This is a genomic window from Agrococcus terreus (assembly GCF_014645235.1).
GTDB classification, from domain to species: domain Bacteria; phylum Actinomycetota; class Actinomycetes; order Actinomycetales; family Microbacteriaceae; genus Agrococcus; species Agrococcus terreus.
The window spans coordinates 1,374,528-1,401,085 of the sequence record NZ_BMLM01000001.1; the positions used below are offsets into that span (position 1 = coordinate 1,374,528).

Below are 26,558 nucleotides of genomic sequence, written 5' to 3' on the forward strand. Positions count from 1 at the left end.
CTCGACGAGACGTGGGCGCTCGCGCCCCGAGTGCCGAGCCTAGCCCAGCGGACCATGCATGAGCCCCGTGCCGGAGCGCACGGGCGAGCGCCCGCGCTCGGTAGGATCGAGGTTCACGCGCCGCGCCCATCCTCGTGCAGCAGACCGGCTGCACCGAGAGGCGCGGAGACCGAGGAGCATCCGTGGCCCAGAACCGACTCGACGCCGTCATCAACCTCGCGAAGCGCCGGGGCTTCGTGTTCCAGGCGGGCGAGATCTACGGCGGATCGCGGTCCGCGTGGGACTACGGCCCCCTCGGCGTCGCGCTCAAGGAGAACATCAAGCGCCAGTGGTGGAAGGCGTTCGTGCAGGGCCGCGACGACATGGTCGGCCTCGACTCGTCCATCATCCTGCCGGCGCAGGTGTGGCACGCCTCCGGCCACGTCGCCACCTTCACCGACCCGCTCGTCGAGTGCACGCAGTGCCACAAGCGCCACCGCCAGGACCACCTGCAGGAGGCGTACGAGGCGAAGAAGGGCCGCCCGGCCGAGTCGATGGCCGACATCACGTGCCCCGACTGCGGCACGACCGGCCAGTGGACCGAGCCGCAGCAGTTCTCGGGCCTCATGAAGACGTACCTCGGCCCCGTCGACAACGAGGCGGGCCTCCACTACCTGCGCCCGGAGACGGCGCAGGGCATCTTCGTGAACTTCTCGAACGTGCTCACCACCTCGCGCAAGAAGCCGCCGTTCGGCATCGGCCAGGTCGGCAAGGCGTTCCGCAACGAGATCACCCCCGGCAACTTCATCTTCCGCACGCGCGAGTTCGAGCAGATGGAGATCGAGTACTTCACGCACCCCGACGAGGCGCCCGCCTGGTTCGACCGTTGGGTCGAGGCCTGCTGGGAGTGGTTCGTCGACCTCGGCATCGACCCCGACAACATGCGCCGCTTCGACGTCCCCGAGGACGAGCGCGCCCACTACTCGGCCGGCACGATCGACGTCGAGTACCGCTTCGGCTTCCAGGGCTCGGAGTGGGGCGAGCTCATGGGCATCGCGAACCGCACCGACTACGACCTCACGTCGCACGCGACCGCCTCCGGCAAGGACCTCGTCTACTTCGACCAGGCCACGGGCGAGCGCTACACGCCGTACGTCATCGAGCCGTCGTTCGGCCTCACGCGCTCGCTCATGGCGTTCTTGGTCGACGCCTACGAGGAGGAGCAGGTGCCCAACAGCAAGGGCGGCACCGACACCCGCACCGTGCTGCGCCTCGACCCGCGCCTCGCGCCCGTCAAGGTCGCGGTGCTGCCGCTGAGCCGCAACGAGCAGCTCTCCCCGCTCGCGCGCGAGCTCGCCGCGAAGCTGCGCCGCCACTGGGCGATCGACTTCGACGACGCCGGCGCCATCGGCCGCCGCTACCGCCGCCAGGACGAGGTGGGCACGCCCTTCTGCGTCACGATCGACTTCGACTCGCTCGAGGACGGCGCCGTCACCGTGCGCGAGCGCGACTCGATGGCGCAGACGCGCGTGGCGATCGACGAGCTCGAGGCGCACCTCGCGCAGGGCCTCGTCGGCGCGTGAGCACCACGAGCACGCCGCCGGCGCTGTCGATCGGGCCCATCGCCCTCGACGCGCCGGTCGTGCTCGCGCCCATGGCGGGCATCACGAACACGGCGTTCCGGCGGCTGTGCCGCGAGTTCGGCGCCGGGCTCTACGTGAGCGAGATGGTCACGGCGCGCGCGCTCGTCGAGCGCACGCCCGAGACGATGCGGCTCATCGGCCACCACGAGTCGGAGACGCCGCGGTCGGTGCAGCTGTACACGGTCGACCCGAAGACGGTCGGGGATGCGGTCGACATCATCGTCGGCGAGGACCGGGCCGACCACATCGACCTCAACTTCGGCTGCCCCGTGCCCAAGGTGACCCGCCGCGGCGGCGGCTCGGCGCTGCCGTGGAAGCGCGAGCTGTTCGGCGCGATCGTGCGCCGCGCCGTCGAGCGCGCGGGCGACATCCCCGTCACGGTGAAGATGCGCAAGGGCATCGACGACGAGCACCTCACGTACCTCGATGCGGGCCGCATCGCCGAGGACGTGGGCGTCGTCGCGGTCGCGCTGCACGGCCGCACCGCTGCGCAGCACTACTCGGGCCAGGCCGACTGGGACGCGATCGCGCGCCTCAAGGAGCACGTCACCTCCATCCCCGTGCTCGGCAACGGCGACATCTGGCAGGCGGAGGATGCGCTGCGGATGGTCGAGCAGACGGGCGTCGACGGCGTCGTCGTCGGCCGCGGCTGCCTCGGGCGGCCGTGGCTGTTCGGCGACCTCGCGGCCGCGTTCTCGGGCAGCGACGAGCGGCACCGGCCGGGCCTCGGCCAGGTGGTCGACGCGTTCCGCCGCCACGCGCACCTGCTCGTCGAGTTCTTCGGCGAGGAGGACCGCGCCTGCCGCGACATCCGCAAGCACGTGGCCTGGTACTTCAAGGGCTACCCGGTGGGCGGCGACGCCCGCCGCGCGCTCGCTGCCGTCGAGTCGCTCCAGCACCTGGACGACCTGCTCGGCGAGCTCGACCGCTCCGTGCCGTACGTCGCCGAGGGCGTCGAGGGCCAGCGCGGCCGCGCGGGCAGCCCGCGCACGCCCGCGCTGCCCGACGGCTGGCTCGACAGCCCCGAGCTCAGCGACGCCCAGCGCGCTTTGCTCGTCGAGGACGAGAGCGACACCCGCGGTGGCTGAGCGCGGCTACGGCGAGCACGACGCCGAGCGCTGGCTGCCGGAGGTCCACCGCTCGGCGCGCACCGACTTCGCGCGCGACCGCGCCCGCCTCCTGCACTCGAGCGCGTTCCGCCGGCTCGGGCAGAAGACGCAGGTGCTCTCGCCCACGATGGGCTTCGACGACTCCCGCACCCGCCTCACGCACTCGCTCGAGGTGGCGCAGATCGGGCGCGAGATCGCGGGCTCGCTCGGGCTCGACCCCGACATCGTCGACACCGCCTGCCTCGCCCACGACATCGGGCATCCGCCGTTCGGCCACAACGGCGAGCGCGGCCTCAACGAGTGGGCCCTCGCCATCGGCGGATTCGAGGGCAACGCGCAGACGTTGCGCGTCATCACGCGGCTCGAGCCGAAGGTCGTGCGCGACCGGCCGTACGGCCTCAACCTCACGCGCGCGTCCATCGACGCCGCGACGAAGTACCCGTGGGCGTCCGCCTCGGCCGTGGCCGACCCCTCGGGCCGCATGAAGTTCGGCTGCTACGCAGACGATCGCGACGTGTTCGAGTGGATGCGCGAGGGCGCCCCCGAGGGCCGCCCGAGCATCGAGGCGCAGGCGATGGACCTCGCCGACGACATCGCCTACTCGGTGCACGACTTCGAGGACGCGGTGGTGGGCGGCTACGTCGACGTCGCGAAGCTGCAGAGCCGCGTCGGCCACGACGAGCTCGTCGAGACGATGCTCGCGTGGCTCGGGCCCGCTTACGAGCGCGACGAGCTGCTCGCCGCGTTCGACCGCCTCGACGACCTCGAGACGTGGCTGCGCTCGTTCGACGGCTCGCGCGCCGACCACGCGCGGCTCAAGAACCTCACCTCCAAGCTCATCGGCCGCTTCGCGACCGCCGCGACCGACCGCACCCGCGAGAGCCACGAGGGGCCACTGGCGCGCTTCGGCGGCGACATCGTCGTGCCGCGCGAGGTGCGGGCCGAGATCGCGGTGCTCAAGGGCACGGCGGCGAGCTTCATCCTCTCCGAGCGCCGCCAGCCGGTCTACGCGAGCCAGCGCCGCATCCTGCAGGAGCTGTGCGACGCGCTACTGCGCATCGGCCCGGACGCGCTCGACCGCGCGCACGCCGACGACTGGGCCGCCGCGCGCGACAGCGCCGCCCGCGCCCGCGTCGTCGTCGATCAGGTGGCGAGCCTCACCGACCGCGGCGCCTTCGCGTGGCACGAGCGGCACGTCGGGGACTAGGGGGAGCGATGGCGGGGCGGATCCTGCGCGCGGACATCGACGAGGTGCGCGCCCGAGTCTCGATCGTCGACGTCGTCGGCGCGCACGTGACGCTCAAGACCGCCGGCGTCGGCAGCATGAAGGGCCTGTGCCCGTTCCACGACGAGCGCACCCCCTCCTTCCACGTGCGGCCCGCCGTCGGCAGGTACCACTGCTTCGGCTGCGGCGAGGACGGCGACGTCTTCCAGTTCGTCATGGCGATGGACCACACGTCGTTCCAGGAGACGGTCGAGCGGTTCGCCTCGCAGCTGGGCTACACGCTCCGCTACGAGGACGGGCGGCCGCAGGAGGAGACGAGCGGGCGCCTCCGGCTGCTCGAGGCGTCGAAGGCGGCGGAGGCGTACTTCCGCGAGCAGCTGCTCACGCCGCAGGCTGCCGCGGGGCAGCGGTTCCTCGGCGAGCGCGGCTTCGACCTCGCGGCGGCCGAGCGCTTCGGCGTCGGCTTCGCGCCGCAGTCGTTCGACGCGCTCCGCTCCCACCTCAAGGGGCGCGGCTTCTCCGACGCGGAGCTGCTCGGCGCGGGCCTGCTCTCGGAGGGTCAGCGGGGCCCCTACGACCGCTTCCGCGGGCGGCTCATCTGGCCGATCCGCGACGTCGCGGGCGCGACCATCGGCTTCGGCGCGCGGCGCCTCCTCGACGACGACAAGGGCCCGAAGTACCTCAACTCGCCCGAGACGCCGATCTTCCGCAAGAGCCAGGTGCTGTACGGCCTCGACCTCGCCAAGCGCGACATCGCGAAGAGCCACGAGGCGGTCGTCGTCGAGGGCTACACCGACGTCATGGCCTGCCACCTCGCGGGCGTGACGACGGCGGTCGCCACCTGCGGCACGTCCTTCGGCGTCGACCACATCAAGGTGCTGCGGCGCGTGCTCGGCGACGTCTCGACCACCGACACGCGCGCGCTCGGCCGGGTCGTGTTCACCTTCGACCCCGACGAGGCCGGGCAGCAGGCGGCAGCGCGCACGTTCGCCGAGGAGCAGCGGTTCGCGGCCCAGACCTTCGTCGCCGTCGCACCGGGCGGCCTCGACCCGTGCGACCTGCGCCTCGAGCGGGGCGACGACGCCGTGCGCAAGCTCGTGCAGCAGCGGCGGCCGCTGTTCGAGTTCATGCTGCGGCGCATCGTCGCCGAGCACGACCTCGAGACCGTCGAGGGGCGCGTCGCCGCGATGCGCCGGGCGGCGCCCGTCCTGCAGTCGATCCGCGACCGCGCCCTCGCCGACGGCTACGTGCGCACCGTCGCCGGCTGGCTCGGCGTCTCGCCCGACGAGGTGCGCCGCGCCGTCCGCCAGGCCGCGCCGCGGCCGAGCGGTCCCGACGCGCCCGCGCAGGCCCAGCATCCGCCTGCCGACGTCGCGCTGCGGCAGCTCGAGCGCGACCCCGCCTCGCGCCTCGAGCGCGACGCGATCGCCGCCTTCCTGCAGCAGCCTGCCGTGCTGGGCCGCGACCTCGCCTTCCGCGGCGCGACCGCCTACGTCGCGAACCCCTCACTCGCGATCGTGCGCGACGGCGTGCTCGCTTCGCTCGACGCCGTCGAAGCGCCCGACTTCTCGGAGCGGGTGGCCGCGTCGGTGCCTGCCGAGATCGTGCCGCTCGTGCGCACGCTCGCGATGGCGCCCATCCCGCAGTCGTCCGCGGAGGGCGTGACGGCGTACGTGCGCGGCATCGTCGGCTCGCTCGTCGACCGCGACATCCTGCGCCGCAAGGCCGAGCTGCTCGGCTCGCTGCAGCGCCTCGGTGGCAGTGACCCCGAGGGCGCGAAGCGGCTGCAGGAGCAGCTCGTCGAGCTCGAGCGCGAGCGGCGGACGCTGCGCCAGGAGTGAGGCGGCGGCGGCCGCCGGTCGATGGCACCCTCTGCGGGGTGGTACGCTGGATGCCGCTCCTGCAGCGATCCTCGATAGCTCAATTGGCAGAGCAGCCGGCTGTTAACCGGCAGGTTGATGGTTCGAGTCCATCTCGGGGAGCGACCAAGGCCCCGCCTCACGGCGGGGCCTTTCGCGTGCTCCGGCGCGGCGGGCCTGCCGGGCCAGCGGCGTGCGACGGGTGCACCTAGACCGCCGGGGTGCGGGTCTACCGGCACCCGGAGGGTCGAGCCACACCCGTCGCCGATCGCGAGAGGTACGGGTGCGTCCGAGAGGTACGTGTAGACCGGTACCCCTCGGGCGGAGCGGTACCTCTCGTGGCGGGGAACCGCTGAGCGCGACCCGCGTCAGCCCTCGAGATCGTCCTCGCCGGGCAGCCAGCTGTTGCCGGGCACGCCCCAGCGGTTGCGCTTGATCGCCTTCGCGACGCCCTTCGTGCCGAACGCGTCGAGCCGGTCGGCGTAGAGGATGCCGTCGAGGTGGTCGTACTCGTGCTGCAGGATGCGCGCGAGCCAGCCGCGCGCCTCCAGCTCGTAGTGCTCGCCGTGCTCGTCCTGCGCGCGCAGGATCGCCCGCTCCGCCCGCTTGAGCGCGAAGCGCTCACCGGGGATCGAGAGGCAGCCCTCCTCCTCGTCGTCGTCTGCGACGCCGACCGGCGGGGGAGAGATCCACAGCTCCGGGTTGGCGGCCACGCCGCGCGTGCGCACGCCCTCCTCGTCGGTCCAGTCGTAGACGAACAGGCGCTTCGCCAGGCCGATCTGCGGAGCCGCGAGGCCGACGCCGGGCGCGGCCTCCATCGTCTCGAACATGTCGGCGACGAGCGACTGGAGCTCCTCGTCGAAGGCGCGCACGGGCTCGGCCACGCGGTGGAGGACCGGCTCGCCGGTGATGCAGATGGGCAGGACGGTCATGTCCTCCAGCGTATCCAGCCCTGGAGCCGTAGGGTTCTTGGGTGCTGTTCACCGCCCTCGACGACCTCGCGGCAGAGATCTCGCTGACGCCGCTGCAGGCCCTGGGCATCCCGATCGCCATCGTCGGCGCCATCTTCCTCTCGGTCGGCACGCAGTTCCAGCACCGCGGCGTCGGGCACTTCGAGGGCGGCGACCAGCGCGGCGCCTCGCTCGGGTGGGGCGCGATCGCGCGGCTGCTGCGCAACCCGGCCTGGGTCGTCGGCACCCTGCTGCTCGGCCTCGCGGTCGTGCTGCAGCTCGGCGCGCTCGCGCTCGCGCCGCTCATCGTGGTGCAGCCGCTCGGCGCCGTCGCGCTCGTCGTCACCGCCGTGCTCAACGCCCGCATCGCGAAGATCCGCCTCGACCACCGCACCATCCGCGCGATCGCGCTGTGCCTCGCGGGCATCGGCGTCTTCGTCGGCGTCGCGGCGATCTTCGCCGTCGAGCGGCCGATCCGCGACCAGCAGCTGCTCACCGTGCTCGCGCTCCTGCTCGTCGCGCTCGTCGGCCTCGGCGCACTGTGGTGGACGTTCCGGCAGCGCGCGAACGCGATCTTCTACATCGTCGCCGCGGGCGTGCTCTACGGCTTCGTGGTGACGCTCTCGAAGGTCGTCATCAACCGCATCATCTCGGGCCAGTTCGAGTGGCTGACGATCCTCTGCGCCGTCGCGCTCGTGGTCGCCATGCTCGCCGGCAGCTACGCCGTGCAGCTGGCCCACGCGTCCGGCCCGCCCGACCTCGTGATCGCCGGCCTCACGGTCGTCGACCCGCTGGTCGCCGTGCTCATCGGCGTGAGCGTGCTCGGCGAGGCCGCCGAGACGCCGCCGTGGGCCATCCTCGTCTTCGCCGCCGCCGGCGCCGTCGCCGTCGCGGGCGTGTTCCAGCTCGCCCGCCATCACCCGCAGATCCGGGCGTTCGACGACGCGCTCGAGGAGAAGGAATGACCGACCGAGCCCTGCGCATCCTCATCGCCACCGACACGTTCGCGCCCGACGTGAACGGCGCCGCGAAGTTCACCACCCGGCTCGCCGCGCGGCTCACGCGCCGCGGCCACGAGGTGCACGTGGTCGCGTCGTCGCTGGGCCGCGGCCGGCACGGCACGCGCGTCGAGGAGCACGACGGCCAGCGCTTCACCGTGCACCGCCTCCGCTCGATCCTCTACCCGGGGCACGAGTGGTTGCGGTTCGCGGAGCCGTGGCGCATGTACTCGAACGCCGCCTCGCTGCTCGACGCGCTGCGGCCCGACGTCGTGCACTTCCAGTCGCACCTCGTGCTCGGCCGGGCCTTCTCGACCGAGGCGAACAAGCGCGGCATCCGCGTCGTCGGCACGAACCACCTCATGTTCGAGAACGTCATGGACCACTCGAACCTGCCGCGCGCCATCCACGGCACGGCGGTCGACATCGCCTGGCGGGATGCCGCGTCGGTCTTCGGCCGGTGCGACGTCGTGACCACCCCGACCCGCCGCAGCGCCGACTACCTCGAGCAGAAGACGGGCCTGACGGGCGTGCACGCGATCTCGTGCGGCCTCCCGGGCGACGAGTACAGCCCGAACCCGGAGCGCCAGCGCGGCCGGATCGTGTTCGTCGGCCGCGTGACGAGCGAGAAGCGCCTCGAGACGCTCGTGCGCGCCGTGGCGCGCCTGCCGCAGGACCTCGACTGGCACCTCGACATCGTCGGCGGCGGTGACCAGATCGACGAGCTCGGCGCGCTCGCGCGCGAGCTCTCGGCGGCCGACCGCGTCACCCTCACGGGCTTCGTGAGCGACGAGGAGCTGCGCGACCGCCTCCGCCATGCCGAGGTCTTCGCGATGCCGTCGACCGCCGAGCTGCAGTCGATCGCGACGATGGAGGCGATGGCGACGGGCCTCCCGGTCGTCGCGGCCGACGCGATGGCGCTGCCGCACCTCGTGCGCGACGGTGAGAACGGCTGGCTGCACCGCCCCGACGACCCGCAGGACCTCGCCGAGAAGCTCGAGCGCATCCTGCGGCTGTCCGACGAGGAGTACGCGGTGTTCCAGGCGCACAGCCTGCAGATGGTCGCTCCGCACGACATCGAGACGACGATCACGGCCTACGAGCGGCTCTACCGCGGCGAGGACATCGTCGACCCCGACACCCGCGTGGAGCTGCACGACTAGGCTCGTCGGATGGGCCGACAGGCCTCGGGGCGGTAGCTCAGCTGGTCAGAGCAGGGGACTCATAATCCCTCGGTCACGGGTTCAAGTCCCGTCCGCCCTACGACCGCGCGGATGCGCGAGCCGGACGAGCGACGGGCGGTGAGGACGTGGGCAGGGGAGCGCAGGGCGCGAGCCTGGTCCCGCCTGCTGCCACGAGGCGGTGGGTGCACCCCTCGTCCGGTGAACTCGGCGTCCTGCACGCAGGCCGTGCGTCCGAGGCTCGCACTCCGGTCCTGCTGCTGCACGGCGGCGGAAGCGACAGCGCCGCGGTCTCCTGGTACCGCCTCATCGAGCCGCTCGCCGCCGATCGCGAGGTGTGGGGGCTCGACCTGCCGGGCTTCGGGTCGAGCATCGACCTCGAGCCGGTCGGCGGCCCGGACGCCATGGCCGACGTGGTCGCGGAGGCGCTCGACGCCCTCGGAGTCGGTCGGGCCGCGGTGCTCGGGGTGTCGATGGGCGGCGACGTCGCGCTCAGCCTCGCCCTCCACCACACCCCTCGGGTCGCGGGCCTCGGCCTCATCGGCTCCGGCGGCCTGGCTCCCCGCGTCGGCTCGCGGGCGACCCATCTCGCGGCGTGGCTGGCGTCGAGGCTGCCGGACCCGCTGCTGCTGCCCGCGGGCCGGCTCGCGAACCGCTTCGCTCGGCACGCGCTGCACGCGATGGTGGCTGACCCGGCATCGCTGCCGGACGCGGTCGTGGACGAGTTCGTGCGCCTCGCCCGGCACCCGCGTGGCGCGCTGGGGTACGCGCGCTACAACCAGGCGACGCTGGCCCGCGACCGGCTCACCAACGACCGCACCGAGGCGGTGCAACGGATCGCGGTGCCGGCGCTGCTCTTCCACGGCGCCGACGACCCCATGGTCGATCCGGAGGGGTCGCGCCGCGCCGCTCGGCGCATGCCGCGCGCCACGCTCGTCGAGCCGTCGGGGTGCGGCCACTGGGCGCAGCTCGAGGCGCACGACGAGTTCCTCGCGGCCTCACGCGCCCTGCTCACCGAGGTCGACGCGGCCGAGGCAGCCGGGGGCTGAGCCGGCGCACGGCTGGCATCGGTAGCGTCGTCCCCCATGGAGCCGATCGATGCACGCAGGTGGACGGGTGACCCGTCGGAGCACGGCGCAGAGGGCGAGCGCCGCCAGGATGCTCAGGTCGGCGACGTCGAGCTGACGCACTGGCGCACCCTCCTGGGCCGCACGCTCGCCCGCGGCGGCGCGTGGGTCGGCGACCGGCTCGGCCCGTACGCGGCGCTCCTCATCACGCTCGCCATCGGCGCGGCGATCATCGCGGGGCTCACGGCGCTCGCCGTCGGCGTCTACGACGCCGTCACCGACGAGGACGGCGTCGCGGGCGTCGATCGCCCGCTGCTCGACGCGATCCTCACCATCCGGAACCCCGACGCCGACGCGCTCATCACCGGCTTCACCGACCTCGCCGGCACCATCGGCATGCCCGCGATCGCGATCGTCTCGCTGCTCGTGCTGTCGCTGCGCCGACGATCGTGGACGCCCGTCGTGCTGATCGTCGCCGCCGGTGCCGGCTCGCTGCTCATGACGGTCATCGGCAAGGGCATCATCGGCCGCGACCGCCCGCCGCTCGCCGACGCGGTGCCGCCCTACGAGGTCTCCGCATCGTTCCCGAGCGGTCACACACTCAACGCCGTCGCGATCCTCGGCGTCATCGCCTACCTGCTCATCCTGCGCCGCAGCTCCGCGGTCGCCCGCGTCCTCATCGGCCTCGCCGCGGTCGTGCTGACGGCGTCGGTGGCGCTCAGCCGCGTCTACCTCGGCCACCACTGGCTCACCGACGTGCTCGCGGGCTACGCGCTGGGCGCCGCGTGGCTCGCGCTCGTCATCACCGCGCATCGCGTGTATCTCACGGTGCGCGAGCGGCGGGAGGGCCGGGAGCGCGAGCCCGAGACCGCGTAGCCGGGGGCGAGGTCCGGAGCACCGACCCGAGTAGCCTCCGAGCATGGCCCCGAGCATGATCCCCGGCACGCCGTACCTCGCGATCGACCTCGAGCGGATGCAGGCGAACATCGCCCGCGTCGCCGACGCCGCGACGGCCCGCGGCGTCGCGCTGCGCCCGCACGCGAAGACCCACAAGTGCATCGAGATCGGCCGCATGCAGCTCGCCGCAGGCGCCGCGGGCCTCAGCGTCGCGACCGTGGGGGAGGCCGAGGTCTTCGCCGCGGCGGGCCTCGATGACCTCTTCATCGCCTACCCGCTCTGGATCGACCCGGATCGCGCCGCCCGGCTGAGCGCCATGGTCGCGCGCGGCGCGGCGATCTCGGTCGGTGCCGACTCGGCCGCGGGCGTCGATCGGCTCGGCCGCGCCGGCCTCGCGGGCCGCGTCGCCGTCCGCGTCGAGGTGGATGCGGGCCACCACCGCTCGGGCTGCGACCCGGGCGACGCGGGCGAGGTCGCCGCGGCCGCCGCGAACGCGGGCTTCGAGGTGGAGGGAGTCTTCGCCTTCCCCGGCCACGCCTACGCTCCGGATGCGCGGGCCACCGCGGCCGTGCAGGAGGCGGAGGCGCTCACGACGGCCGCCGCCGCGATGTGGTCAGTGGGCCTCCCGCCACGCGTCGTCTCCGGCGGCTCCACGCCCTCGTACGACGCCTCCCTCGGCCTCACGTCGCCCGTCACCGAGCTGCGGCCCGGCGTCAGCGCCCTCGGCGACGCGCAGCAGTGGGAGCTCGGCGTGCTCGCGCCCGACCAGGTCGCGCTCACCTGCCACGCCACGGTGATCTCGGCGCGTCCCGGCCGCATCGTCGTCGACGCGGGCTCCAAGGCGCTCGGCGCCGACCGCGCGCCGTGGGCGACCGGCTTCGGTCGGCTGCTCGACCACCCCGACGCGCGGATCGTGCTGCTCAGCGAGCACCACGCGGTCGTCGAGCTCGACGACGCGCCGCCGCTCGGCACGCGGGTGCGCGTCGTGCCGAACCACGTCTGCAGCGCTGTCAACCTCGCCGACGAGCTCTTCGCCTTCCACGCCGCGGAGGACCTCGAGCCCGCCGCGCGCTGGCGCGTGGCGGCGCGCGGCCGCAACAGCTAGGCGGCGGCCGCCGCGATCGTCACGATGAGCGCCTCGATCCGGTCGCCCCGGTCGGGCGTGCCGTCGGGGGCGAGCGCGAGGATCGTGATGCGCGTCGCGAGCGGGTAGGCGGCGGCGAGCCGCCGCACGTCGTCGACGCCGGCATCCGCCGCAGTGCTCGTGAACTCGATCACCTCGTACGGCGCGTCCACGCCCGCGGCAGCCCGTGCATCGAGCGCCGCCCGCGCGCCCGCAGTCTCGGCCTCCGGGCCGTCGTCGCCCGCGAGGATGACGCCGTCGCCCAGCTCGCCCGCGAGCGCGAGCGTGCGCGGCCGGCCCGCGCCGATGAGCAGCGGCGGCACCTGCCCTGGCGGCCAGCGCAGCCGCACGCGGTCGAGCCGCACGTACTCGCCGTCCACCGTGACCTCCTCGCCCGCCAGCAGTGCGCGCAGCGCCGTCGCCTGCTCGCGCAGCAGCGTGAGCGGCGACCGCGCGCGCACGCCGGCCTGGCCCATCCACTCGAGCACGCCGTGGCCGATGCCCGGCAGGAAGCGGCCGGGGAACATGCGCGCGAGCGCCGAGATCTCCATCGCCGTGAGCGCCACGTTCCGCAGCGGCACCGGCATGAGGCCGAGCCCGACCCGGATGCGCGACGTCGCCGCGAGCACGGCCGCGGACGGCCCGAGGCCCGCCTGCGCGAAGCAGTCCTCCCACAGCCACACCTCCTCGAGACCCGCGGCCTCCGCGGCCTGCGCGAGGCCGATGAACCGCTCCGGCGGCACGTCGGGCGGGAGGATGATGCTGAGCGTCGCTGCCATGGGCCGAGGCTACGGGGCGCCGCCCACGCGCGCCTCCCGCGATGCACGCGGCGTCGGCGCGCGTGGCTACGCTGGTGCCATGGACGAGACCGCGACGACTCCTGAGGCTGCCGAGCAGCACGCCGCCTTCCGCCGCAAGCGCGACGCGAGCGTGCGAGGCGCGCAGGGCGCTCTGGCCCTCGTGACCACCGCGTGGGTCGAGGGTGAGACCGAGATCGAGGACGTGCCCGGCATCTGGTCGCCCTCGCCCACGAACGACGGCCTGCAGGTCGCCGCGACGGCCGACGACGGCATCGTCGTCGACGGCCAGGAGGTCGACGGCACGGCGATCGTCTACGGCCACGACTCGATGACGCCGAGCCAGGTGCGCTTCGACGAGAGCCGCACCGCGTTCGTCATCGGCCCCGACTTCCACGGCCGCTACGCGCTGCGCGTGTGGGACTCGGAGTCGCAGGCGAACCAGGACTTCGTGCGGCTCGACGCGTACGACTTCGATCCCGCCTGGGTGAAGCACGGCACCTTCGAGGCCGTCGAGGGCGGCGTCGGCTTCGAGTACGGCAAGTCGCAGGGCGGCTCGCTGCGCCAGGGCGTCTCGCCCGGCCGGATCCGCTTCGAGCACGAGGGCGAGCAGGTCGAGCTGCTCGCGCTGCCCGACGGCGACAGCCTGCAGATCGTCTTCGCGGATGCGACGACGGGCGACGAGACCTACGACGTCGGCCGCTTCCTGTTCGTGAAGCCGCGCCACGACGGCACCGTCGAGCTCGACTTCAACCGCGCCGTCGTGCCGCCGTGCGCGATGAGCGACCAGTACAACTGCCCGCTGCCGCCCGCCGGCAACCGCCTCGCCTTCCCCATCCGGGCGGGGGAGCGGCGGCCGGTGTTCGAGCGCGCCGAGGGCTGAGCGGGGCGAACGACAGGCTTGTCGTTCGTCAGTGGCATGTGGGAGACTCGGCGCATCGTTGCTCGATCGTTCGACCGATGGGGAAGTCGCATCGAACGAGGAGAGAGACGATGACTGCTGCGAACACGCTCAGGCGACGTCCCGCCACCACGTCGGGGGTCGTCTGGATCCACGCGTCCCCGCGCGCCCTGCGGACCCACCTGGAGTGGGCCGTCGGGCACGCCGTCGGCGACGCGCTCCGCTTCGTCTGGCAGCCGCAGCCGGCCGCCCCGGGCGCGGAGCGCACCGAGGTGCACTGGAGCGGCCCCGTCGGCACCGGCGCCCGCATCGCGAGCGCCCTCGCCGGCTGGAAGGACGTGCGCTTCGAGGTCGCGGAGGACCCCGCGGCCGACAGCGACGGCATGCGCTGGATGCACACGCCGCAGCTCGGCATCGCGGCCCTGCGCATCGACGCCGCCGGCGGCGTGCTCGTGCCCGAGGAGCGCATCCGCGGCGCCATCGAGGCCGCCGGCCCGGATGCGCGTGCCCTGCTCGCCGACCTCGACGACGCCATGGGCGGCGCCTGGGACCGCGAGCTCGAGGCCTACCGCCACGCCTCCGACGCGTCGCCCGTCGTCTGGCTGCACCGCGTCGGCTGAACCGCCGACCGTCAGGGCGCCGAGCGCCCCACGAACGCCGAGGGCCCCGCTGCGAACAGCGGTGCCCTCGATGCGTGCCGGTCAGACCGAGCGGATCGCGACGACCGCGTTGTGGCCGCCGAAGCCGAACGAGTTCGACACCGCGAGCTGCGGACCGTCGCCGAGCGCCACCGGCGTCGCCGAGATCGACAGCGGTGCATCCGGGTCCTGCTCGGTGACGTTGATCGTCGGGGGAGCGGTGCGCTCGTGGAGCGCGAGCGTCGTGAACGCCGCCTCCAGGGCGCCCGTGCCGCCGAGCAGGTGGCCGTGGGCCGCCTTCGTCGCCGACACCGGGATCTGCTTCGCCCGCTCGCCGAAGACGCGCAGCAGGGCGCGCACCTCGGCCACGTCGCCGACCGGCGTCGACGTGGCGTGGGCGTTGATGTGGGTCACCTCGTCGGGCGTGGCGCCCGCCTGCGCGAGCGCGGCGTGGACGGCGCGGCTCGCGCCGAGGCCCTCCGGCTCGGGCGCGGTGATGTGGTGGGAGTCGGCGGTCACGCCGGTGCCCGCGAGCTCGGCGTAGATGCGCGCGCCGCGAGCGAGCGCGTGCTCCTCCGTCTCGAGCACGAGCGCCGCGGCGCCCTCGCCCATGACGAAGCCGTCGCGCGTGACGTCGTACGGCCGCGAGGCGGTCGCCGGGTCGTCGTTGCGGCGCGAGAGCGCCTGCATCGACGCGAACGACGCGATCGTGACCGGGTGGATGGCCGCCTCCGAGCCGCCGGCGATGACGACGTCGGCGAGCCCCTGCTGCAGGTGCTCGTAGGCCATCGCGAGCGACTCCGTGCTCGAGGCGCACGCCGAGGCAACGGTGCGCGCGTACGCGCGCGCCTCGAAGTGCATCGAGACGGCCGCGGCGGGCGCGTTCGGCATGAGCATGGGGACCGTCATCGGCATGACGCGGCGCGGGCCCTTCTCGCGCAGGGCGTCCCAAGCGTCGAGCAGCGTCCAGACGCCGCCGATGCCGGTGGCCCAGTCGACGCCGAGGCGCTCCGGGTCGAGCTCGGGCGAGCCCGCGTCGGCGAACGCCTCCTTGGCGGCGACGAGCGCGAGCTGGCTCGACGGGTCGAGCCGCTTCGCGACGGGCCGCTCGAGCACCGTGTCGGGCTTCACCGCGACCTGCGCGGCGAACGTCACGGGCAGGTCGTACTGGCCGACCCACTCCTGCTCGAGGGCGCGCACGCCGGACTCGCCGGCGAGCAGCGCCTCCCAGCTCTCGCGCATGGTGCCGCCGAGCGGCGAGGTCGCCCCCAGGCCGGTGATGACGATCTTCTTCGTCATGCTCCTCCTCGTGGGTGCATCGTGCGGCCGGTCGCCCGGCCGCACGCGCGGTCCGCTGGCGTCAGGCCTGCGCGCCGACGATGTAGGTCACGGCGTCGCCGACGGTCTTGAGGTTCTTGACCTCGTCGTCGGGGATCTTGACGTCGAACTTCTCCTCGGCGTTCACGACGATGGTCATCATCGAGATCGAGTCGATGTCGAGGTCGTCCGTGAAGGACTTCTCGAGCTGGACGTTCTCGGTCGCGATGCCGGTCTCGTCGTTCACGAGCTCGGCGAGTCCGGCGAGGACCTCGTCCTGGGTGTAGGCCATGGGGGCGTCTCCTTCGGGTGTCTGATGGACGGGGATGAGTCTAGTCAGGGGAGCGTGACGACCTGGGCGCCGTACACGAGGCCGGCGCCGAAGCCGATCTGCAGGGCGAGCCCGCCGGAGAGCTCCGGCCGCTCCTCGAGCAGGCGGTGCATCGCGAGCGGGATCGATGCCGCGCTCGTGTTGCCGGTGGTCGCGATGTCGCGCGCGATCGCCACGGTGTCGGGCAGCTTCAGCTGCTTCGCGAACTCGTCGATGATGCGCATGTTCGCCTGGTGGGGGATGAACGCGGCGAGGTCCGAGGCCTGGACGCCGGCCTCGTCGAGCGCGCGCTTGGCGACCTTCGCCATCGCCCACACGGCCCAGCGGAACACCGACTGGCCGTCCTGGCGGAGCGTCGGCCACGCGGCGCCGTCGCGCATCGAGCCGAGCGTGTTCGTCATCCGGATGGTCTCCCACTGCGAGCCGTCGGAGCCCCAGACGCTGCGGCTGATGCCGGGCTCGTCCGAGGGGCCGACGACGACCGCGCCGGCGCCGTCGCCCAGCAGGAAGCTGATCGAGCGGTCGGTGGGGTCGACGACCTCCGAGAGCTTCTCGGCGCCGACGACGAGCACGTGGTCGGCGGCGCCGGACCGCACGAGCGCGTCGGCCTGGGCGACGCCGTAGGCGTAGCCTGCGCAGGCGGCGGAGATGTCGAAGGCGGGCGCGGGGGTCGCGCCGATGCGCTCGGTGAGCAGGGCCGCCATCGACGGCGTCTGCACGGTGTTCGAGATCGTCGAGACGATCACGGCGTCGATCTGCGAGGCGTCGAGGCCTGCGCGCTCGATCGCCTCGCGCGAGGCGGTCTCGGCGAGGTCGACGGCCTCGATGCCCTCGGAGGCGCGGACGCGCGTGATGATGCCCGTCCGCTGGCGGATCCACTCGTCGGAGGAGTCGATCGGGCCGACGAGGTCGTCGTTCGGCACCACGAGGTCGCCGCGCGCGGCGCCGACCGAGAGGATGCGCGAGCCGGCACGGCTCTGCGTGCCCTGGATGCTGGTCATGCTGCTCCGGTCTCCAGCAGCTCGATGGCCGCCGGGAGGTCGTCAGGGGTGGAGATGCCGACGGCGGGCACGCCGCGCAGCCCGCGCTTCGCGAGGCCCACGAGGGCGCCGGCGGGGGCGAGCTCGACGATGCCGGTGACGCCCGCCTCCTGGAACGACGCCATGCAGCGGTCCCAGCGGACGGGGCTCGACACCTGGCCGACGACGAGCTCGAGGAAGCCGGCGCCCGAGGCGACGGCGCTGCCGTCGCGGTTGGTCCACAGGGTCGAGGTCGGGTCGGCGGTGGGGGTGGCCTCCGCCTTCGCGCGGAAGCGCTCGACGGCCGGGGCCATGTAGGACGTGTGGAACGCGCCCGCGGTCTGCAGCGGGATGACGCGCGCCCGCTCGGGCGGCGCCTCGGCGAGGGCGGCGAGCGCGTCCTGCGGGCCGGCGACGACGACCTGCCCGCCGCCGTTGTAGTTGGCGGGCTGGAGGCCGAGCTCGGCCAGGCGCGCCTCGAGGGCTGCCTCGTCGCCGCCGAGCACCGCGGCCATGCCGGTGGGGGTCTGCGCCGCGGCGTCGGCCATGGCGCGTGCGCGCTCGCCGACGAGGGCCATCGCGTCCTCGGCGGTCAGCACGCCGGCGCCGACCGCGGCCGTGATCTCGCCCACCGAGTGGCCGGCAAACCCGCCCGCGAGCGCGGCGCGGTCGCCGAGCGCGTCGAGGGCGAGGATGCCGGCGGCCACGATGAGCGGCTGCGCGACGAGCGTGTCGCGGATCGTGTCGGCGTCGCTCTCGGTGCCGTGCTGCACGAGGTCGACCCCGGCGGCCTCGCCGAGCGCGACGAGCCGGTCGCGGGCCTCGGGGCGCTCGATCCACGGGGAGAGGAAGCCGGGCTTCTGGGAGCCCTGGCCGGGCGCGACGATGACGATCACCGGTTCATCCTGCCACCGCATCCCTGCCGCGGCCGGCATGGCCGTCGGCACGTCCCTCGCCCCGTCCGCGGCCGGGCCGCGAGGGCTGGGGCGGGCGCGGCTCGGCCGCCCGGCCGCTCCGCTGCGCGCGCTCGCGCGACGACTCGTGGATCGCGCCGAGGATGATCGCCGTGTGCAGCGCGAGCGCCTCGCGCGCGCCCGTGGCGTCCCAGCCGATGATCTCGCTGATGCGCTTGAGGCGGTACCGCACGGTGTTCGGGTGCACGAAGAGCTCGCGCGCCGTCGCCTCGAGCGAGCGCCCGGTGTCGAGGTAGCAGGCGAGGGTGGCCAGCAGGTCGCTCGAGTGGTCGCGGAGGGGCTCGTAGACGGTGCGGATGAGCGCGCGGCGCGCGAGCGGGTCGCCCGCGAGCGCGCGCTCGGGCAGCAGGTCGTCGGCGCGCACGGGGCGCGGGGTGCGACGCCAGGCGTCGGCGACGGCGAAGCCCGCGAGGGCCGCCTTCGCGCTCTGCGCGGCGTCGACGATGCTCGGCACGGGCGGGCCGAGCACGAGCTGGCCCTCGGCGAAGCCCTCCGCGAGCGCGTCGGCGATCGTGAGGAAGTCGATGGGCTCGCCACCCGCGGCCTCCTCGTCCGAAGCGGCACGGCCGATGACGACGACGAGCCGCGTGCCCTGGACGCCCACGAGCACGTCGCAGCCGACGTGGCGGGCCCTGCGGCGGATGATGTCGACGTCGAGCTGCCGCGGCGCGATGCCGACGAGCACGGCGCACTCGCCGCGGCCGTGCCAGCCGAGCGCCGCCGAGCGGCTCGGCAGCTCGTCGTCGTGCTCGCCCGTGAGGATCGAGTCGACGACGAGCGCCTCGAGCCGCGCGTCCCACAGGCCGCGCGACTCCGCCGCGCGGGCGTAGACGTCCGCGGCGGCGAAGGCGATCTCGCGCGAGTAGAGCAGGATCGGCTCCCGCATCGAGGCGTCGGCCCCGCCGATGCGGTCCTCGAAGACCGACACGACCGTGCGGATGAGCTGCAGGGTCTGCTGCAGGCTCACGCTGCGCAGCAGCTCGCGGGGGGCCGCCGCGAAGACGTCGGCGGCGATCCACGGCTGCGCCTCCGGATCCTCGTGCCAGGCGATGAAGGACGTGATGCCCGACTGCGCCACGAGCCCGACCGCGCTCCGCCGCGAGGGCGGCATCGTGCGGTACCAGGGCAGGCGGTCGTCGAGCGCCCGCAACACCTGCGTCGCGAGGTCGCCGGAGGTGCGCCGCAGCCACGCGAGCTGCTGCGCCTTGAGCTCCGCGTCGGCGCTCAGCGGCGTGCCCCTACGCGTCGCCGCCGACCGTGCCGGACTCGCCCGCGTTCACGTCGAGGAGCCGGTACTTGTCGATGGCCTGCTGCACCATGCCCAGCGGCACCTTGCCCTGCTGCGCGAGCGACTGCAGAGCGCGCACCACGACCGAGTGGCTGTCGATCGTGAAGAAGCGGCGGGCGGCGGCGCGGGTGTCCGAGAAGCCGAAGCCGTCGGCGCCGAGCGTCGCGTAGTCGCCCGGGACCCACTCGCGGATCTGGTCGGGGACGGCGCGCATGTAGTCGGTCGTCGCGATGAACGGCCCCTCCGCCTCCGACAGGCGGTGCGTGACGTAGGGCACGATCGCGTCGTCCTGCGGGTGGAGGAGGTTGTGCTCGTCGGCGGCGATGGCGTCGCGGCGCAGCTCGCTCCACGAGGTGACCGACCAGATGTCGGCCGAGATGCCCCAGTCGCTGCCGAGCAGCTCCTGCGCGTGGTGGAGCCACGGCAGCGAGACGCCCGAGCCGAGCAGTTGCACCTTGATCTCGTGGTGGTCGCTCTCGGAGACCTTGTGGATGCCGCGGCAGATGCCCTCGACGTCGACGCCCTCCGGCTCCGCCGGCTGCAGCATCGGCTCGTTGTAGACGGTGAGGTACATGATGATGTCCTCGTTCGTCTCGCCGTACATCCGCTCGAGGCCCATCTGCATGAGGTGGGCGATCTCGTAGCCGTAGGCCGGGTCGTACGCGAGCACGGCCGGGTTCGTCGACGCGATCAGCGGCGAGTGGCCGTCGGCGTGCTGCAGGCCCTCGCCCGTGAGCGTCGTGCGGCCCGCGGTGGCGCCGATGAGGAAGCCGCGCGTCATCTGGTCGGCGGCCGCCCAGATGGAGTCGGCGGTGCGCTGGAAGCCGAACATCGAGTAGAACACGTAGATCGGCACGAGCGGCTCGCCGTGCGTCGAGTACGACGTGCCGGCGGCGATGAACGCCGCCATTGCGCCGGCCTCGTTGATGCCGACGTGCACGATCTGGCCGTCGGGCGCCTCGCGGTACTTCAGCAGCAGGTCGCGGTCGACCGAGGTGTAGTTCTGGCCCTTGGGGTTGTAGATCTTCGCCGTCGGGAAGAACGCGTCGATGCCGAAGGTGCGCGCCTCGTCGGGGATGATCGGCACGAACCGCTCGCCCCAGCCCTTGTCGCGCAGGAGGTCCTTGAGCAGGCGGACGAACGCCATCGTCGTGGCGACCTCCTGCTTGCCCGAGCCCTTCTTCGGCAGCGCGTACGTGGCGTCGCCGGGCATCGGGATGACCGTGTGCTTCGTGCGGCGCTCGGGCGTGTAGCCGCCGAGCGCGCGGCGGCGCTCGTGCAGGTACTCGAGCTCGGCCGAGCCCTCGCCCGGGTGGATGTACGGCGGGCGGTACGGGTCGGCCTCGAGCTGCTGGTCCGAGATGTCGAGCTGCAGGTGGTCGCGGAACGCCTTGAGGTCGTCGAGCGTCAGCTTCTTCATCTGGTGCGTCGCGTTGCGCGCCTCGAAGGACTTGCCGAGGCCGTAGCCCTTGATCGTCTTCGCGAGGATGACGGTCGGCTGGCCCTTGTGCTCGCTCGCCGCCTTGTACGCGGCGTAGACCTTGCGGTAGTCGTGGCCGCCGCGCTTGAGGCCCCAGATCTCGTCGTCGGTCATGTCCTTGACCATCGCCGCCGTGCGCTCGTCGCGGCCGAAGAAGTGCTCGCGCACGAACAGGCCGGACTCCGCCTTGTAGGTCTGGTAGTCGCCGTCGGGCGTGGCGTTCATGAGGTCGCGCAGCGCGCCCTCGTGGTCCTGGTCGAGCAGCGAGTCCCACTCGCGGCCCCAGACGACCTTGATGACGTTCCAGCCCGCGCCGCGGAAGAACGACTCGAGCTCCTGGATGACCTTGCCGTTGCCGCGGACGGGTCCGTCGAGGCGCTGCAGGTTGCAGTTGATGACGAAGTTGAGGTTGTCGAGGCCGTCGTTCGCGGCGAGCTGCAGCGCGCCGCGCGACTCGACCTCGTCCATCTCGCCGTCGCCGAGGAACGCCCACACCTGCGAGTCGTTGTCCTTGATGCCGCGGTTGGCGAGGTACTTGTTCGCCTGCGCCTGGTAGATGGCGTCGATCGGGCCGAGGCCCATCGAGACGGTCGGGAACTGCCAGAACTCCGGCATCGAGCGCGGGTGCGGGTAGGAGGGGAGGCCGTTCGGGGCCTTCGACTTCTCCTGACGGAAGCCGTCGAGCTGCTGCTCGGAGAGGCGGCCCTCGAGGAACGCGCGGGCGTACATGCCGGGGGAGGCGTGGCCCTGGTAGAAGATCTGGTCGCCGCCGCCCTCGTGGTCCTGGCCGCGGAAGAAGTGGTTGAGGCCGACCTCGTACAGCGAGGCGGACGACGCGTACGTCGAGATGTGGCCGCCGACGCCGATGCCGGGCGCCTGCGCGCGGTGCACCATGATCGCCGCGTTCCAGCGGATCCAGCGGCGGTAGGTGCGCTCGATCGCCTCGTCGCCGGGGAACTCCGGCTCGTCCTCGGCCGCGATCGTGTTGATGTAGTCCGTGGTGGGGACCATCGGCACGCCCAGGTGCAGCTCCTTGGAGCGCTTCAGGAGGCTGAGCATGATCTCGCGGCCGCGCTGCGGGCCGTTCGCCTCGACGAGCTGCGTCAGCGACTCCTGCCACTCGGCGGTCTCGCTGGGGTCTACGTCGCTCGTGTGGCCCGAGTAGGGGTCCTGGTCGTTCAGCACCGATGCTCCTCGTCGTGTGGGGGTGGGGCGCGGCCTGGGTGCGCGGCGCCCTCCGTCCACTCTAGTGCGGCACCCGAGCCGGCCCCGCCGTGCCCTCTGCCACCATGGATCCGCGGCCGTCGGCGGCCGTCCACGGGAGGTCGGGGGACAGATGGCGACGCACGACGACGACCGCGCTGCGGCGCGCGGCGAGGGGCCCGCGGTCGGCGCGCTCGCCCCTGACTTCACGCTCACCGACCACACGGGCGAGGCGGTGACGCTCTCGCAGCTGCGGGGCGCGCCCGTCGTGCTCGTCTTCTACCCGAAGGCGTTCACGGGCACGTGCACGGGCGAGCTGTGCGCGCTCCGCGACGAGCTGGCGATCTTCGACGAGGTCGGCGCGCAGGTGCTCGCCATCTCGTGCGACACGTCGGCGTCGCTGCGCGTGTTCGCCGAGCAGCAGGGCTTCCGCTTCCGGCTGCTCAGCGACTTCTGGCCGCACGGGGCGGTGGCCCAGGCGTACGGCGCGTTCCTGTCGGAGCGCGGCACGCCCGCGCGCGCGTCCTTCGTGCTCGACGCCGAGGGGCGGGTCGCCGCCGCCTTCCGCGTCGGTCCGTCCGAGGCGCGCGACCTCGACGCCTACCGGGAGGCGCTCGCGCGCCTGTGAGCGCGGGCGCCCGCGGGCGTGCGAGGCTGTGTCTGCGGGGCGACCCGCTCAGGAGCCTGTAGCTCAGCTGGCAGAGCGCCTCGCTTACACCGAGGATGTCGGCGGTTCGATCCCGTCCAGGCTCACGACGCGCGCCGACGGCGCGCAGCACCATCCGCGCGGCTGCCGCGCGACGACGAGGAGGTCGATGTGGACATCAGCGGTGCGTCCGTGCTCGTGACGGGCGCGGCCTCGGGGCTCGGCGCGGCGACGGCCGCGGCTCTGGCGGCGCGCGGCGCGCACGTGGTCGGCCTCGACCTGCGCGCGGCGGTCGAGCGCGCGGCCGCGTCGGGCGAGCGGCGCGAGGGCATCGAGCTCGTCGCGGGCGACGTCACCTCGGAGGCCGACGTGCGCCGAGCGGTCGAGGCCGCGTCGGCTGCCGGACCGCTCCGCGTCGCCGTCTCGTGCGCGGGCATCGCCACCGGCGCGCGGCTGCTCGGCCGCTCCGGCCCGCACGACCAGGGCGCCTTCGAGCGCACGATCGCCGTGAACCTCCTCGGCACGTTCCAGGTGCTGCGGCTCGCCGCCGAGGCGATGGCCGCCGCCGAGCCGCTCGACGCCGACGGGCAGCGCGGCGTCGTCGTGCAGACCGCATCCGTCGCCGCGTTCGACGGGCAGATCGGCCAGGTCGCCTACAGCGCCTCGAAGGGAGCCGTCGCGGCGATGACGCTGCCGGCGGCGCGCGAGCTCGCGCGGCACGGCGTGCGCGTCGTCACGATCGCGCCGGGCGTCGTCGACACCCCGATGATGGCCGGCCTCGGCGACGAGGTGCGCGCGGGCCTCGAGGCCACCGTGCCGTTCCCCGCCCGCCTCGCGCGTCCGGACGAGTTCGCGCGGCTCGTCGGCATGGTCGTGGAGCACGACTACCTCAACGGTGAGACGATCCGCATGGACGGCGCGCTGCGGATGCCGCCGAGGTAGGCCAGTGCGCCGGAGCCTGCCGATCGCGCATCCCTAGGATGGAGCGCATGACCAGCGTTGCCGACGTCCAGCGCGCGGTGGAGTCCCTCTGGCCCGCGGCGACCGCCGAGGACTGGGACGCCGTCGGGCTCGTCGCCGGCGACCCGGCCGACCCGGTCGAGCGCGTGCTGCTCGCGGTCGACGCCGTCGAGGCGACCGCGGCCGAGGCGGTGGAGCGGGGCGCGCAGCTGCTGCTCGTGCACCACCCGCTGCTGCTGCGGGGCGCCACGAGCGTCGCCGCCACCACGCCGGCGGGCCGCGTCATCACCCGCCTCGTCCGGGCCCGCACGGCGCTGCTCGCGGCGCACACGAACGCCGACGCCGTCGACCGCGGCACGAGCGGCGAGCTCGCCCGGATGCTCGGGCTCGAGGGCGCGCGGCCGATCGTCGTGAACCGCGTCGATCCGGCGAAGGGCCTCGGCCGCGTCGGCGACCTGCCCGCGGCGACGACCCTCGGCGACCTCGCCCGCACGCTCGCCGGGCTGCTGCCCGCCGTCGCGGGCGGCATCCGCGTCGCCGGCGACGCCGACCGCGCGGTGCGCCGCGTCGCCATCTGCGGCGGTGCGGGCGACTCGCTGCTGCGCGAGGCCGAGGTCGCGGGCGCCGACGCCTACATCACGAGCGACCTGCGGCACCATCCGGCGTCCGACGCGCGCGAGCGGCACGCGGCGGGCGAGGGCCCCGCGCTCGTCGACGTCTCGCACTGGGCGAGCGAGTCGCTGTGGCTGCGGCCCGCTGCCGACGAGCTGCGCGCCGCGCTGCCGGGCGTCGAGGTGCTGGTCAGCGACATCAGGACGGATCCGTGGGACTTCGCCGTCCCGCAGGCGCGGGGCGAGGCCCCGCAGGAGGAGCGAGCATGGCACTGAAGGCCTCGAACCACGACCAGCGGCTGCTGCTGGCGCTGCAGGACGTCGACACGCGGATCGTGCGGCTCACGGCCAAGGCGAAGAACCTGCCGCAGTCGAAGCGCATCGAGGAGCTCGACACCGAGCTCTCGCAGCTCGACCGCGCGGTGCTCGAGCGGCTCGGCGCGCACGACGACGCCGAGGCGGAGGTCGGACGCATCGAGTCGGACGTGCAGACCGTCGCGGCACGGCTGCAGCGCAACCGCGACCGCCTGCCGACGCTGACCGACGCGAAGACCGCGACGGCGACCGAGCACGAGATCGCCACGCTCGAGCGCCGCCGCAGCGACCTCGAGGACATGGAGCTCGAGGCGATGGAGCGGCAGGAGGAGGCCGCGACGGCCCTCGCCGCCGCTCGCGCCGAGGCCGCGACCGCGCGCGAGGAGCGCGAGCGGCTCGCCGCCGAGCGCGAGGTCGAGGCGGCCTCCATCGAGCGCGAGCTCGAGGCGGCGCGCGCCGAGCGCGGCGAGCGGGCGACGCCCGTGCCCGAGGACCTGCTGGCCCTGTACGAGCGCCAGCGCGCCCGCTACGGCATCGGCGCGACGCTGCTGCGCCGCCGCACCTCCGATGCGTCGGGCGTCGAGCTCACCGCGGCCGAGCTGCACGAGGTGCGGTCGGCGCCGGAGGACGACGTCATCCTCGACCCGAACTCGAGCGCGATCCTCGTGCGCACCGAGGAGAGCGGCCTCTAGCCCCGCGCCGTGGCCGGCTCGGCGGCGCGCTCGTCGCGCTCGCCGATCCGGTGCAGCTCGACGCCCTTCGTCTCGGGCATGCGCCAGACGGCCACCGCCGAGGCGAGGCAGACGAGCACGAAGCACAGTACGAACAGCCACTGCAGGCCCTGCCCGGTGAGCCACTGGTTGAGGTAGAGCACGCTGCCGCCGAAGATCGCGACCGAGAGCGACATCGCGATGCCGATGCCGCGCGCGCGGTGCCGGGTGGGGAACTGCTCGGCGAGCAGCGCCGAGTAGATCGAGTTGCCGCACGCGACGAACGCGAGGGCGATCGACTGCGCCACGAGCAGCGTCCACGGCTCGCTCGAGATCATCCCCATAAGCGGGAAGCTGAGCACGACGAAGCCGAGCGAGAACGCGAGGGCTACCGGGCGGCGGCCGACCCGGTCGCTCAGGCGGCCCATGAGCGGCATGAGGCACACGCAGAGCGCCTGGGCGGCGAAGCTCGAGGCGAGGGCAGCGGCCGGATCCATGCCGTGCTGCGTGGTCGCGAGCGAGGAGGCGGCTGTGAGCCAGGTGTAGAAGACGATCGTGATCGCCGCGACGAACCAGAAGACGCGCACGGAGGCCCACCACAGCGCTCGACGCTCTCCGGGCGCGAGCGGCTCGTCGCGCACCGGTGCAGCCGCCGGCCGCAGCTCCCGCTCGAACTGCTCGGTCTCCATCATCGTGCGGCGCAGCACCATGACCACGATCGCGAGCAGCGCGCCGACCGCGAACGGGATGCGCCAGCCCCACGCCCCCATGGCCTCCGGGCCGAGCGCGGTCGTGAGCGCCCATCCCATGCCGCTCGCGAGCATCGACCCGACGAGCACGCCCATCGCGAGCGTCGACGACCACAGGCCCCGTCGCGGCGCGGGCGCGATCTCGGCGATGTACGTGTAGCCGGCCGTCGACTCGGCGCCGTGGGCGAGGCCCTGCGCGAGCCGCGCGACGAGCAGCAGCACGGAGGCCCACACGCCGGCCGTCGCGTAGTCGGGGATGACCGCGATGAGCAGCGAGGCGGCGCTCATCGTGAGCATGGTCGCGATCATCACCCAGCGCCGCCCGAGCCGGTCGGCGAGGATGCCCGCGAGCATCCCGCCCACGGGCCGGAAGACGAAGCCGACGCCGAAGATCGCGAGCGTGAGCAGCAGCGCGGATCCCGGGTCGCCCTGGTCGAAGAGGTTGGCCGTCAGGTACGCGGTGAAGACGACGTAGATGTTCCAGTCGAACCACTCGAGGCCGTTGCCGACGGCGGAGGCGAGCATGGAGCGGCGGCGAAGGCGCGCGGGGACGGGCGCGAGGGAGGCTGCGGTCACTCGCTCCACGAT

At 73.6% G+C, this 26,558-nt stretch carries 24 protein-coding genes and 3 tRNA genes; 18 read left to right on the forward strand and 9 right to left on the reverse strand.

The window, feature by feature from the left end:
- The first annotated feature begins 182 nt into the window (after positions 1 to 182).
- The 5 genes from IEW90_RS06685 to IEW90_RS06700 all read left to right on the forward strand — a co-directional run bounded on the left by IEW90_RS06685 (position 183) and on the right by IEW90_RS06700 (position 5,938).
- Positions 183 to 1,562, forward strand: coding sequence for a glycine--tRNA ligase (locus IEW90_RS06685; RefSeq protein ID WP_188717306.1), 1,380 nt, complete (start codon positions 183 to 185; stop codon positions 1,560 to 1,562).
- Positions 1,559 to 2,710, forward strand: a complete 1,152-nt coding sequence (gene dusB, locus IEW90_RS13820) for a tRNA dihydrouridine synthase DusB (RefSeq protein ID WP_229679524.1) — start codon at positions 1,559 to 1,561, stop codon at positions 2,708 to 2,710. The genes IEW90_RS06685 and dusB overlap by 4 nt, the downstream gene beginning before the upstream one ends.
- A complete protein-coding gene (locus tag IEW90_RS06690; protein ID WP_229679525.1) occupies positions 2,703 to 3,938 on the forward strand; it encodes a deoxyguanosinetriphosphate triphosphohydrolase in 1,236 nt (411 codons plus the stop codon). Before dusB ends, IEW90_RS06690 begins: the two co-directional genes overlap by 8 nt.
- A gap of 8 nt (positions 3,939 to 3,946) precedes the next feature.
- Positions 3,947 to 5,797, forward strand: coding sequence for a DNA primase (gene dnaG / locus IEW90_RS06695; protein ID WP_188717310.1), 1,851 nt, complete (start codon positions 3,947 to 3,949; stop codon positions 5,795 to 5,797).
- Between the two features lie 68 nt (positions 5,798 to 5,865).
- Positions 5,866 to 5,938 (forward strand) — tRNA-Asn (locus tag IEW90_RS06700).
- A 245-nt stretch (positions 5,939 to 6,183) separates the two neighbouring features.
- Here IEW90_RS06700 and def read toward each other — a convergent pair.
- Complete coding sequence (gene def, locus IEW90_RS06705) at positions 6,184 to 6,747, reverse strand: peptide deformylase (RefSeq protein WP_188717312.1); 564 nt, start codon at positions 6,745 to 6,747, stop codon at positions 6,184 to 6,186.
- 41 nt (positions 6,748 to 6,788) lie between these two features.
- On the opposite strand from def, the gene IEW90_RS06710 reads away from it, so the two are divergent.
- From IEW90_RS06710 to IEW90_RS06735, 6 genes are all read left to right on the forward strand, one after another.
- On the forward strand, positions 6,789 to 7,730 hold the full coding sequence (locus IEW90_RS06710) for a DMT family transporter (protein ID WP_229679526.1): 942 nt from the start codon (positions 6,789 to 6,791) through the stop codon (positions 7,728 to 7,730).
- Positions 7,727 to 8,926 carry a glycosyltransferase gene (locus IEW90_RS06715; RefSeq protein ID WP_188717314.1) on the forward strand — a complete coding sequence of 400 codons (1,200 nt, stop codon included), beginning with the start codon at positions 7,727 to 7,729 and terminating at the stop codon, positions 8,924 to 8,926. The genes IEW90_RS06710 and IEW90_RS06715 overlap by 4 nt, the downstream gene beginning before the upstream one ends.
- A gap of 26 nt (positions 8,927 to 8,952) precedes the next feature.
- Positions 8,953 to 9,026: transfer RNA gene (locus IEW90_RS06720), tRNA-Ile, on the forward strand.
- Positions 9,027 to 9,129: 103 nt separating this feature from the next.
- Positions 9,130 to 9,993 (forward strand): alpha/beta fold hydrolase, encoded by an 864-nt coding sequence (locus IEW90_RS06725; RefSeq protein WP_229679527.1) that lies wholly within the window; start codon positions 9,130 to 9,132, stop codon positions 9,991 to 9,993.
- 36 nt (positions 9,994 to 10,029) lie between these two features.
- Entirely contained in the window at positions 10,030 to 10,887 is an 858-nt protein-coding gene (locus IEW90_RS06730) for a phosphatase PAP2 family protein (protein WP_188717318.1), read from the forward strand.
- Positions 10,888 to 10,930: 43 nt separating this feature from the next.
- On the forward strand, positions 10,931 to 12,013 hold the full coding sequence (locus tag IEW90_RS06735; protein ID WP_188717321.1) for an alanine racemase: 1,083 nt from the start codon (positions 10,931 to 10,933) through the stop codon (positions 12,011 to 12,013).
- Here IEW90_RS06735 and IEW90_RS06740 read toward each other — a convergent pair.
- On the reverse strand, positions 12,010 to 12,810 hold the full coding sequence (locus IEW90_RS06740) for an LLM class flavin-dependent oxidoreductase (protein WP_188717323.1): 801 nt from the start codon (positions 12,808 to 12,810) through the stop codon (positions 12,010 to 12,012). The two genes, IEW90_RS06735 and IEW90_RS06740, sit on opposite strands and share 4 nt — an antisense overlap.
- 79 nt (positions 12,811 to 12,889) lie before the next feature.
- On the opposite strand from IEW90_RS06740, the gene IEW90_RS06745 reads away from it, so the two are divergent.
- Both IEW90_RS06745 and IEW90_RS06750 read left to right on the forward strand, forming a co-directional pair.
- The gene (locus IEW90_RS06745) at positions 12,890 to 13,711 is read left to right on the forward strand and encodes a DUF1684 domain-containing protein (protein ID WP_188717325.1); all 822 of its coding nucleotides are present in this window, start codon (positions 12,890 to 12,892) and stop codon (positions 13,709 to 13,711) included.
- A gap of 110 nt (positions 13,712 to 13,821) precedes the next feature.
- Entirely contained in the window at positions 13,822 to 14,349 is a 528-nt protein-coding gene (locus IEW90_RS06750; protein ID WP_188717327.1) for a DUF3145 family protein, read from the forward strand.
- 81 nt (positions 14,350 to 14,430) lie between these two features.
- On the opposite strand, the gene IEW90_RS06755 is transcribed toward IEW90_RS06750, so the two are convergent.
- The 6 genes from IEW90_RS06755 to aceE form a co-directional block, all read right to left on the reverse strand.
- Positions 14,431 to 15,666: a beta-ketoacyl-[acyl-carrier-protein] synthase family protein gene (locus IEW90_RS06755; protein ID WP_188717329.1), complete on the reverse strand. Its 1,236-nt coding sequence runs from the start codon at positions 15,664 to 15,666 to the stop codon at positions 14,431 to 14,433.
- Positions 15,667 to 15,727: 61 nt separating this feature from the next.
- Complete coding sequence (locus IEW90_RS06760) at positions 15,728 to 15,976, reverse strand: acyl carrier protein (protein WP_188717331.1); 249 nt, start codon at positions 15,974 to 15,976, stop codon at positions 15,728 to 15,730.
- A gap of 44 nt (positions 15,977 to 16,020) precedes the next feature.
- Positions 16,021 to 17,016: a beta-ketoacyl-ACP synthase III gene (locus IEW90_RS06765; protein ID WP_188717333.1), complete on the reverse strand. Its 996-nt coding sequence runs from the start codon at positions 17,014 to 17,016 to the stop codon at positions 16,021 to 16,023.
- Complete coding sequence (locus tag IEW90_RS06770; protein WP_188717335.1) at positions 17,013 to 17,930, reverse strand: ACP S-malonyltransferase; 918 nt, start codon at positions 17,928 to 17,930, stop codon at positions 17,013 to 17,015. Before IEW90_RS06770 ends, IEW90_RS06765 begins: the two co-directional genes overlap by 4 nt.
- A gap of 4 nt (positions 17,931 to 17,934) precedes the next feature.
- Entirely contained in the window at positions 17,935 to 19,158 is a 1,224-nt protein-coding gene (locus IEW90_RS06775; protein ID WP_229679528.1) for a PucR family transcriptional regulator, read from the reverse strand.
- A gap of 88 nt (positions 19,159 to 19,246) precedes the next feature.
- Entirely contained in the window at positions 19,247 to 21,961 is a 2,715-nt protein-coding gene (gene aceE, locus IEW90_RS06780; protein WP_188717337.1) for a pyruvate dehydrogenase (acetyl-transferring), homodimeric type, read from the reverse strand.
- Between the two features lie 151 nt (positions 21,962 to 22,112).
- On the opposite strand from aceE, the gene IEW90_RS06785 reads away from it, so the two are divergent.
- The 5 genes from IEW90_RS06785 to IEW90_RS06805 all read left to right on the forward strand — a co-directional run bounded on the left by IEW90_RS06785 (position 22,113) and on the right by IEW90_RS06805 (position 25,203).
- A complete protein-coding gene (locus IEW90_RS06785) occupies positions 22,113 to 22,607 on the forward strand; it encodes a peroxiredoxin (RefSeq protein ID WP_188717339.1) in 495 nt (164 codons plus the stop codon).
- A gap of 52 nt (positions 22,608 to 22,659) precedes the next feature.
- Positions 22,660 to 22,732: transfer RNA gene (locus IEW90_RS06790), tRNA-Val, on the forward strand.
- 64 nt (positions 22,733 to 22,796) lie between these two features.
- On the forward strand, positions 22,797 to 23,567 hold the full coding sequence (locus IEW90_RS06795; RefSeq protein WP_188717341.1) for an SDR family NAD(P)-dependent oxidoreductase: 771 nt from the start codon (positions 22,797 to 22,799) through the stop codon (positions 23,565 to 23,567).
- Between the two features lie 47 nt (positions 23,568 to 23,614).
- On the forward strand, positions 23,615 to 24,472 hold the full coding sequence (locus tag IEW90_RS06800; protein WP_188717347.1) for a Nif3-like dinuclear metal center hexameric protein: 858 nt from the start codon (positions 23,615 to 23,617) through the stop codon (positions 24,470 to 24,472).
- The gene (locus tag IEW90_RS06805; protein WP_188717350.1) at positions 24,463 to 25,203 is read left to right on the forward strand and encodes a zinc ribbon domain-containing protein; all 741 of its coding nucleotides are present in this window, start codon (positions 24,463 to 24,465) and stop codon (positions 25,201 to 25,203) included. Before IEW90_RS06800 ends, IEW90_RS06805 begins: the two co-directional genes overlap by 10 nt.
- Here IEW90_RS06805 and IEW90_RS06810 read toward each other — a convergent pair.
- Entirely contained in the window at positions 25,200 to 26,546 is a 1,347-nt protein-coding gene (locus tag IEW90_RS06810) for an MFS transporter (protein ID WP_188717352.1), read from the reverse strand. The genes IEW90_RS06805 and IEW90_RS06810 overlap by 4 nt on opposite strands.
- Positions 26,547 to 26,558: the final 12 nt, after the last annotated feature.